Source organism: Candidatus Weimeria sp. HCP3S3_B5 (assembly GCF_052064335.1).
Lineage (GTDB): Bacteria > Bacillota > Clostridia > Lachnospirales > Lachnospiraceae > Weimeria.
Genome location: NZ_JBQHVU010000006.1, coordinates 120,817 through 129,585, shown reverse-complemented (window position 1 = coordinate 129,585; position 8,769 = coordinate 120,817). Strand labels below are relative to the sequence as shown.

The following is an 8,769-nucleotide window of genomic DNA, read 5'->3' as shown; positions in this document are numbered from 1 at the left end:
CACGTATATCTGGACCTATGAGAGTGGATACATATATCTTACCAGCATCATGGATCTGTATTCTCGTAAGATCATCGCATGGACGCTCACACCCACGATGGAGGTCTCATGTGTTGTCGATACCGTCAATAAAGCGAAAGCCTCAAGGCCTACTTCTGAGCCGCTTATCATCCACAGTGACAGAGGCAGCCAGTACGTCAGCGAGGCCTACAGAAAAGCCACAGAGGGCATGCAGAGGAGCTACTCGCATAAAGGCTACCCATACGATAACGCCTGTATAGAATCGTTCCATTCTCTGATAAAGCGTGAATGGCTTAATCGATTCCGTATCGCCAATTTCGATGCCGCATACACGCTGGTATGGGAATACATCGAAACATTTTACAATACTGTCCGGATTCATAGCCATGATAACTTTATGTCTCCCAATGAATACGAACGTATGTATGCTGAAGCGGTGGATAAAAACGCAAAAGTAGCAAGTTAAAGTGGAAAATTTCTCATTTTAACTTGTACTAAATCTTGACATAAGACCAGATCAGTTCCTTCATCTGTATCTGTTCACAGTCCTTCTGGTGAAGACTTTCATCGGAATATTGGTCAAGTACAGTCCAATTTGTTTTCTTACATGTAAAAAGTGTGAATATATCATTTCTGACCGGGATAACCTCTTTCATTTCGTTGGATGTACCAAAGTGGCAGGTGTATGTTGCCACTCGGAGAGGTTTGTCAAACGGGGCATCCTCCCAGGTAAAGATGCCGTTTTCGATGGAATATATCTGTAAACCGTTGTCTCGGAGCTGTTGCATAACGCCGAGGCATTTACCGGTGTTCTTTTCTATATGGTAGAAGTCCTTGGTTACAAGGACATCGTATTGGTTAGAGTTTGCAAGGAAACGGTCAAATTCAGTCCGCTCTGACCTTTTCAGGCTCATATCACAGTAAATGTCAGCAACATCAAGACCTACAGATTCAGCGTATTCCCTGAGGGCTTCCAGCTGATCTCTGTAGATCTTGGGTCTCTGTTTACTTTCATTTGTAAAGTGGTATATTGCTGCCTTGCGTTTCATTTCTGTGTTTAAACTCCTTGATAATTTCTTTTACTGCCTCGTATGGTGTGGGATCTTTTACTCCGCACATATCTTTGAGGTCTAACATTTCTTCTTTTACTCTGCGGTTGTGCCGTTGCCTGTTTCTGTTCTTCATTTTTTTGCGTACCTCAACTAAGCTTTTCTGGTTAACGATGACATCCGATTTCCGGGAAACACCGGGCTTATGCAGCCTGCTTTTCTTTTTTAGCGGATACGATTTTCTGTGCTGCCTTGTCGTAAATGTCCTTGTCTATCGCTTTGGTGCGAAGCAGGTCATTCAGGAGCAAGAGTTCCAGTGAGATGTTGGTCTTCTTCTCGTTCATGCCATTTCCTCCTTCCTCTGTGGTGTGGGGTCTCCGTGAAGGTAGCCGATCAGGGAATCCTTCGGGATTCGTACCAGTCTGCCAACTTTTATATGTGGGAGATCGTTCGTTTTAATGTGCCTTCTGACGGTAGCGGGTGTGATGTTCAGGATTTCTGCTACATCCGATATGCTCAATACCGCCGGGTATTTCTTTAACAATTCATCCATTTTGTCCACCTCTGTTATCAAAAGTTATTACAAACAACAAATATGTTACTATAGTTAATATAACACATTAAATGTGAATGTCAACAACAAATTTGTTACTAAAGTGTTTTTTAACAACAAAATTGTAACTTTGGATTTAAATTTTGTTGTTGGTGTGCTACAATTAGCCTGTATAACTGTGTTTGTAGTAGACACGAGAAGAAGGAGATAGATCCTATGTATGTTTACAATCCGTTTGGAACTGCACCGGAGGACTTTGACCGTGAAACGGCTCCCAGCCGAATTGGAAGAAGAATACGTGCAATACGACAGGAAGAAGATATGTCTCAGGGCGACTTGGGAGAAAAGGTTGGGCTGAACGCTAATCGCATACAGCAGTATGAGAATGGTGCCAGAAACCCTAAATTTGAATTATGCAAACAGATAGCAGAAGCCTTGGAAGTAGAAGCCAGCGCATTATTGGATCCACAGGTTGCAAGCTATATAGGTGCTATGTTTGCATTTTTTGAGATGGAAACACTGTATGACCTTCGCTTGAAGGAAGTGGACGGTCAGATGTGTATTTGCTTTGGGGAAAGCCAAAACGATATAAATGTAAGCACCATGAATAAGAATCTTAAAGCATGGTATGAGCGCCGGAAACAGATGGAGGCTGACATTCTGAATGCTACGTCTGAAGAAGAAAAGAAGAAAATAATACATGAATATCACATGTGGGAGTGGAATTTTCCTCATTCTATGGATGAAAACTCCCTTCCGAAATCTGAAAGAGCTGCCAAGGAAAGAGCAGCACACGCTCTTGAAGATATTCTGACGGAAGCAAGGAAAAACGGAGAAATATAAAAAAGCAAGGTGGAGAGTGTCCTATGGAGGTGTCCGAGAAAAAGAAAATTAAATATGATGCTGCCTATATCAGTTATGTAAAGAATGGTGAATCCGCAGCGGTATTTATAGCAAGAGACTTAGCAACAGAAGTTCCGACCGGTGGTATGTGGGTAGATGTTATCTCCGCAGATAAAAAAGGTCGTAAAGATGACCGTTGGGATTTTAATTACTTCATTGTGGAACTTTTTCCTCGAAAGACTAAGCCTGTATATCCTGAGAATGCCTCTGATGATGAAATGAAATATATAACATGGCAGACTGCTCATAAGGATATTGATGATCAGCGCAAGCGGGGATATCAAGGTGCAAAGTATAAGATATGCCCTCGATTAGTCAATCGAAATAAAGGTAAATTCACTACTAAGAAAGCTGCATGGAATGTTACCTTTGGTCAATGGGTACCGGATGAATGGTTCGGATCTTCATGTGAGTGGAGAGAAAAGAAAATCCCTGTAAAAGCTAAGTGGGAATATGAAATAGCATCAGTAAAGAAGGTATAACAGAAAATGGAAAGGGGGTCTTCATGTGACCGTATTGAATAAGAAACAGATGTCCGAAGAGGATATTAAGCTGAATTACATCACTCCAGCAATACAGCCCGGATGGTCTGGTCATATCACGATGGAGACCAAGATCACGGATGGTCGGATAAATATTAAAGGAAATATGGTAGCCCGCAGCAAGCCAAAGTTTGCGGATTATTTATTATACCTAAATGGTGGCAAGCCAATCGCCGTTGTGGAAGCAAAGGACAATAATCACTCTGTATCTTTTGGGCTTCAGCAGGCGATAACCTATGCTCAGATGATGGATATTCCGTTTGCGTATTCATCAAATGGTGATGCCTTTTATGAGCATGACTTTTTGACCGGAAAAGAGAGACAGATATCACTTGATCAGTTCCCAACTCAGGAAGAACTGTTTAAAAGGTTTTACGCAGAAGTCAATGGTGGTGCCGGTTATTCTGAAGCAGAAAAGAAGGTTGTGGATCAGCCATATTATTCTTCCCAAAATACATATCCTCCGAGATACTATCAGAGGAATGCCGTAAACCGAACCGTTGAAGCGATAGCAAGAGGTCAGCAGAGACTTCTTCTTGTCATGGCAACCGGTACAGGAAAGACATATACTGCATTCCAGATCGTTTACAGATTGCTCCGGTCAGATATAAAGAAGAGGATCCTTTACCTTGCCGACAGAAACATCCTTGTTGACCAGAGTATCCTTCAGGACTTCGCTCCGCTTGAAAAGACTATATATAAGGTGGACTTTTCTGATAAAGACTGCCTGAATAAGATATCATCCCATGAGGTGAACTTTGCTCTGTATCATCAGATGGTAGGTCAGAATGATGAGGAACACTTCAGACAGATCCCGGCGGGATATTTTGACCTTATCATCGTGGATGAGTGTCACCGTGGAAGCGCCAAGGAAGATAGTAACTGGCGTAAAGTCCTTGAATACTTCAGTACGGCAACCCAGATCGGTATGACTGCGACACCGAAGGAAAGCGAAACCGTGTCGAACATTGATTACTTTGGGGATCCTGTTTATACATACAGTCTGAAGCAGGGTATTGAGGACGGATTCCTTGCGCCTTTTAAAGTTATCAATGTCACCTTGGATATCAGTGATGGATGGAGACCATACAAGGGTCAGACTGATCTGTATGGTAATGAGATTCCAGACCGTATCTACAATAACCGTGATTTCGATTATCCTAACGGTGTTATCCTTGAAGACCGTATCAATGAGGTCGCCAACGAGATTACAGAGTATCTGAAGAGTACGGATAGGATGCAGAAGACCATCGTATTCTGCGCTACCGAGGATGCTGCTGAGCGTATGCGTATCGCTCTTGTGAACCTGAACAATGATATGGTTGCAGAGAATCCCGATTACGTTGTCCGTATCACGGGATCTGATACCTATGGAAAGAGTAAACTGGATTACTTTATTTCCGTATCATCTGATTATCCGGTCATTGCAACGACATCAGAACTGCTTTCAACCGGGGCTGACTGTAAGATGACAAAGCTTATCGTACTGGATAAGTATATCGAGAGTATGACCACCTTTAAGCAGATTATCGGTCGTGGAACCCGTATCCGTGAAAAGGAAGGAAAAACACACTTTGCTGTTATGGACTTCCGTGGAGTTACAAAACTCTTTGCGGATCCTGAATGGGATGGACCGATTGAGCAGGACGAACACTTCCATCATGGTGGTACGGAACCTCATCCTCCGAAGCCCCCTTATGGTGGTGATCCGATTGATCCACCTGAAAACCTTGGTGTGCCTATCGTTGATAAAGATGGATGTCAGGTAAAGATTATCAATAAGACTGTATCCGTTTATGATGCCAACGGTAGACTGCTCCGGCAGGAAGATATTATTGATTATACAAGAACAAATATCAAGGGTGAGTATGCTTCTCTGTCAGACTTTATCCGTAAATGGAAGGCATCTGATAAGAAGGAAGAAATACGGAAAGCCCTTGCAGAAATGGGAATTGATCTTGAAGCACTGAAGAAAGATCAGAATATGGCTGATGTGGATGATTTTGACTTCATCTGCTATGTTGCATACGGTCAGAAACCTCTAACAAGAGCTGAGAGAGCAAATAATGTAAAGAAGCGGGATTTCTTCTCCAAGTATTCTGGGGATGCCCGTGCGGTATTGGAAATCCTTTTGGATAAGTATATGAATCAGGGTATTACAGAGGTTGAAGATATCAAGGTTCTTTCCCTGGCTGATTTTGAAAAGTACGGAAAGCCTGCGAAGATTGTGAAACTCTTCGGTGGCAAGGTACAGTATGAACAAGCGGTTCGGGATCTAGAAGATACATTGTATGAAGTGGAGATGGGATAATGAAGGAAAGATATGAGCCGGAGGACCTTGAAGAACTGGTTGCTTATATGGAAAGTTGTGGAATACGATTCTCTAGCAAAAGATTCGAGCAAAATAATCGATATGCAATTATGGGAAGTAAAACTTCGGTTCGGATACTAGAAGATGCTAGAGATGGAATAAATGGTATCGTTTTATTCTGCCATAAGGATAAAGAAGATCTTAACAGAATTAATGCGAGATATCATAAAGAGGTGTTTCCAAATTCTGAAGCAACAAGACCTTATAAAATATCAATCACCGAAGATGAATTAGACGGTGTTATCAAATTATTACTGGAAAATGGAGAAAACTTATAATGGCAATGCAGTCAGGCTTTATTAAAAGAATTAGAGACATCATGCGTATGGATGCTGGTATCAACGGTGATGCGCAGAGAATTGAGCAAATGGTATGGATGCTCTTCCTAAAAGTCTATGATGCGAAAGAAGACGACTGGGAATTGAATGAGGATAACTATATATCCATCATCCCTGAAGAATGTAGATGGCGTAACTGGGCGCAGGCAGATGATAATGGTCACGCTATGACCGGAGATAAGCTGCTGAACTTTGTAAACAATACACTCTTCCCGACATTAAAGGAACTGCCCGTAACACCCGACACTCCTGTGAAGAAGGCTATTGTAAAGTCTACCTTTGAGGATGCCAACAACTATATGAAGGACGGTGTATATCTTCGTCAGGTCATTGATATTATTGATGAGATTGAATTTGATGATGTGAAGGAAAGCCATGCGTTTGGTTTTGTTTATGAAGAGATACTTCGTGACTTGCAGGCTGCTGGATCTTCCGGTGAGTTCTATACTCCCCGTGCCGTAACAGACTTTATGGCTCTTATGATTAAACCGAAGCTTGGTGAAAAAATGGCTGACTTTGCATGTGGTACCGGAGGCTTTATTACATCATGGCTTGGACAGTTACATAAGCAAGTAAAGGATACAGCTGCACAGAAGCAGTTTGACGATAGTATTTATGGTATTGAAAAAAAGCCGTTTCCGTACCTCCTTTGCGTCACCAATATGCTCCTGCATGATATCGACGTACCGAATATCTATCACATGAACGCTCTGAAGCATAATCTGTTGGACTATACCGATGATGATAAGTTCGATGTTATTCTGATGAATCCTCCGTACGGTGGTCATGAGGATAAGTCGATACAGGGATTTTTCCCGGATGATCTTGCATCATCTGAGACAGCGGATCTCTTTATGTCTGTTATCATGTATCGTCTGAAGAAGAACGGTAGGGCTGCAGTCGTTGTTCCTGACGGATTCCTCTTCGGTCTCGAAAATGCAAAGGTGGCAATAAAGACAAAACTACTTACAGAGTTTAATCTGCATACTATAATAAGATTACCAAGCTCTGTATTTAGCCCTTATACGCCTATAACCACAAACATTTTATTCTTTGACAATACAAAAACAACTACTGAAACTTGGTATTACAGAGTAGATATTCCATCAGACCGAAAGCATTTTTCAAAGACGAAGCCGATGGAGCTGAAGCATTTTGATGATTGTATCGCTTGGTGGAATGACAGAAAACCGATAGAGCTGGAAGACGGTCCAAAAGCAAAATGTTATACAAAAGATTTTCTATTGAAGGATCAGGGTTGCAATATTGATCTTTGCGGATACCCTCATGAAGAGGAAGAAGTGTTGGATCCGCTTGATACTATTAGAAATTATCAAGAGAAGAGATCTACACTCAATGCCGAGATTGATAAGGTTCTTGCTGAACTTGAAGCGTTACTACCGGGAGGTGTTGAAGAATGACACCAGAAGAATTAAAAATCAGTATATTTCATTACGCCATGCAAGGGAAATTGGTGGAACAGAGAGAGTCTGAAGGTACAGCGAATGATTTATTTGATGATATCCTTAAAATTGCAAAAAAAGATAAAAATGTAGTTCCGATTCAAGATGATGATATTCCATTTGAAATACCGTCATCATGGAGATGGTGTAGATTTGGTGAAATAGCCGATTGTTCAATGGGAAAGACTCCTCCAAGAGCTGAGGATGTTTGGTGGGGAGATGATATACCTTGGGTTTCTATATCTGATATGACTGATTATGGTCATGTTATTGAAACTAAGGAAAGGGTATCTCAAAAAGCCTTAGAGGAAATGTTTGGTGCAATTTCAAAGGCTGGAACCTTGTTGATGAGCTTTAAGCTTACGGTAGGAAGAACATCCATCCTTGACATAGATGCGCTCCATAACGAAGCTATAATTTCTATCTTTCCGTATGTAGATAAAAACGAATACTTTAGGGATTATTTGTTTTATATTCTTCCGATTGTTACTCAGTGGGGGAAAAGCAAAAATGCCATTAAAGGTAAGACGTTAAACAGCAAAAGTATTGAAAATCTTCTGATTCCATTAGCCCCACTTGAGGAAATGCATCGTATCGTTGCTAAGATAGAGGAACTTCTTCCGTATGTTGACCGCTATGCCGAGGCTTATGAGAAGCTGGAACAGTTTAACGCTAAGTTCCCGGAGGATATGAAGAAGTCAATCCTGCAATATGCTATTCAGGGCAAATTGGTGGAACAGAGACCGGAAGAAGGAACAGCTGAAGAACTCTATCAGCAGATACAGGAAGAAAAGCAGAGGCTGATAAAGGAAGGAAAAATAAAGAAAGAGAAGCCTCTTGCAGAGCTTACCATTGATAAGATTCCGTTTGATATTCCTGAGAGTTGGAAGTGGTGTTATTTAGGGGATGTTTTTTCTCATACGGCTGGAAAAGCACTTAACGCAAAGAATACAAATGGAACAAAACACAAATACATTACAACATCAAATGTATATTGGGATCATTTTGAACTCGATAATCTGAAAGAAATGTATTACACAGAAGATGAAATAGATAAATACTCAGTAAAATACGGGGATTTGCTCGTGCTTGAAGGGGGAGATGTCGGAAGAAGTGCGATTTGGAATTTACAAGAGAGTTATTGTATACAGAATCATATACACAAACTAAGACCCTATGTTGATGTGTGCATTAAATACTTTTATTATGTAATGATGTTTTTGAAGTTAACCGGAAGTATTTCTGGAAGGGGAATTGGAATAAAAGGTTTATCAGCAAATGCGTTGCACCGCATATGTATACCTTTACCGCCACTTCAGGAACAGCGTCGTATTGTTGCAAAGATAGAGGAACTCTTTCCATATTGTGATAGGTTGGTGAAGTAGGTGCCTGAACGCAAAAAAGGTGAACAAGAGGCAATAACTATTTTAGGCAACCTTGGAATAGAGGTCGATAAGAGCTACTATGATGATAACAGTCGCAAGAGTATGCCTGATATCAAGAGTAAAGATGGTCGGTATATTGAGATA

Annotated in this window: 11 protein-coding genes; 7 read left to right on the top strand and 4 right to left on the bottom strand. The window is 41.2% G+C overall.

The features are described 5' to 3' along the window. A partial coding sequence (locus ACTNCK_RS04730) for a transposase (protein ID WP_441081258.1) occupies positions 1 to 487 on the top strand: 487 nt, incomplete at its 5' end. 28 nt (positions 488 to 515) lie between these two features. On the opposite strand, the gene ACTNCK_RS04725 is transcribed toward ACTNCK_RS04730, so the two are convergent. The 4 genes from ACTNCK_RS04725 to ACTNCK_RS04710 form a co-directional block, all read right to left on the bottom strand. Continuing rightward, positions 516 to 1,070, bottom strand: a complete 555-nt coding sequence (locus tag ACTNCK_RS04725; RefSeq protein ID WP_441081256.1) for a recombinase family protein — start codon at positions 1,068 to 1,070, stop codon at positions 516 to 518. Further along, positions 1,033 to 1,206: a hypothetical protein gene (locus ACTNCK_RS04720; RefSeq protein WP_441081255.1), complete on the bottom strand. Its 174-nt coding sequence runs from the start codon at positions 1,204 to 1,206 to the stop codon at positions 1,033 to 1,035. The genes ACTNCK_RS04725 and ACTNCK_RS04720 overlap by 38 nt, the downstream gene beginning before the upstream one ends. A 67-nt stretch (positions 1,207 to 1,273) precedes the next feature. After that, a complete protein-coding gene (locus ACTNCK_RS04715; protein ID WP_441081253.1) occupies positions 1,274 to 1,414 on the bottom strand; it encodes a hypothetical protein in 141 nt (46 codons plus the stop codon). Continuing rightward, entirely contained in the window at positions 1,411 to 1,623 is a 213-nt protein-coding gene (locus ACTNCK_RS04710; protein ID WP_441081252.1) for a helix-turn-helix domain-containing protein, read from the bottom strand. The genes ACTNCK_RS04715 and ACTNCK_RS04710 overlap by 4 nt, the downstream gene beginning before the upstream one ends. A gap of 216 nt (positions 1,624 to 1,839) precedes the next feature. Between ACTNCK_RS04710 and ACTNCK_RS04705 the strand changes: the two genes are divergently transcribed. Genes ACTNCK_RS04705 through ACTNCK_RS04680 form a run of 6 tightly spaced genes read left to right on the top strand, consistent with a single transcriptional unit; the run spans position 1,840 to position 8,625 of the window. Further along, a complete protein-coding gene (locus ACTNCK_RS04705) occupies positions 1,840 to 2,466 on the top strand; it encodes a helix-turn-helix transcriptional regulator (RefSeq protein WP_441081251.1) in 627 nt (208 codons plus the stop codon). A 23-nt stretch (positions 2,467 to 2,489) separates the two neighbouring features. After that, the gene (locus tag ACTNCK_RS04700; protein ID WP_441081250.1) at positions 2,490 to 3,008 is read left to right on the top strand and encodes a hypothetical protein; all 519 of its coding nucleotides are present in this window, start codon (positions 2,490 to 2,492) and stop codon (positions 3,006 to 3,008) included. A gap of 49 nt (positions 3,009 to 3,057) precedes the next feature. After that, entirely contained in the window at positions 3,058 to 5,379 is a 2,322-nt protein-coding gene (gene hsdR / locus ACTNCK_RS04695; RefSeq protein WP_441081262.1) for an EcoAI/FtnUII family type I restriction enzme subunit R, read from the top strand. Continuing rightward, entirely contained in the window at positions 5,379 to 5,717 is a 339-nt protein-coding gene (locus tag ACTNCK_RS04690) for a hypothetical protein (RefSeq protein WP_441081249.1), read from the top strand. Before hsdR ends, ACTNCK_RS04690 begins: the two co-directional genes overlap by 1 nt. Continuing rightward, positions 5,717 to 7,198, top strand: coding sequence for a type I restriction-modification system subunit M (locus ACTNCK_RS04685; RefSeq protein ID WP_441081248.1), 1,482 nt, complete (start codon positions 5,717 to 5,719; stop codon positions 7,196 to 7,198). Before ACTNCK_RS04690 ends, ACTNCK_RS04685 begins: the two co-directional genes overlap by 1 nt. Continuing rightward, a complete protein-coding gene (locus tag ACTNCK_RS04680; protein ID WP_441081246.1) occupies positions 7,195 to 8,625 on the top strand; it encodes a restriction endonuclease subunit S in 1,431 nt (476 codons plus the stop codon). Before ACTNCK_RS04685 ends, ACTNCK_RS04680 begins: the two co-directional genes overlap by 4 nt. The last annotated feature ends 144 nt before the right edge of the window (positions 8,626 to 8,769 follow it).

Bases quoted from the DNA above. Each gene is read 5' to 3' on its own strand.
- hsdR (WP_441081262.1), top strand. From the start codon at position 3,058: ATGTCCGAAGAGGATATTAAGCTGAATTACATCACTCCAGCAATACAG.
- ACTNCK_RS04680 (WP_441081246.1), top strand. From the start codon at position 7,195: ATGACACCAGAAGAATTAAAAATCAGTATATTTCATTACGCCATGCAA.
- ACTNCK_RS04715 (WP_441081253.1), bottom strand. From the start codon at position 1,414: ATGAACGAGAAGAAGACCAACATCTCACTGGAACTCTTGCTCCTGAAT.
- ACTNCK_RS04710 (WP_441081252.1), bottom strand. From the start codon at position 1,623: ATGGATGAATTGTTAAAGAAATACCCGGCGGTATTGAGCATATCGGAT.
- ACTNCK_RS04705 (WP_441081251.1), top strand. From the start codon at position 1,840: ATGTATGTTTACAATCCGTTTGGAACTGCACCGGAGGACTTTGACCGT.
- ACTNCK_RS04685 (WP_441081248.1), top strand. From the start codon at position 5,717: ATGGCAATGCAGTCAGGCTTTATTAAAAGAATTAGAGACATCATGCGT.
- ACTNCK_RS04725 (WP_441081256.1), bottom strand. From the start codon at position 1,070: ATGAAACGCAAGGCAGCAATATACCACTTTACAAATGAAAGTAAACAG.
- ACTNCK_RS04720 (WP_441081255.1), bottom strand. From the start codon at position 1,206: ATGAAGAACAGAAACAGGCAACGGCACAACCGCAGAGTAAAAGAAGAA.
- ACTNCK_RS04700 (WP_441081250.1), top strand. From the start codon at position 2,490: ATGGAGGTGTCCGAGAAAAAGAAAATTAAATATGATGCTGCCTATATC.
- ACTNCK_RS04690 (WP_441081249.1), top strand. From the start codon at position 5,379: ATGAAGGAAAGATATGAGCCGGAGGACCTTGAAGAACTGGTTGCTTAT.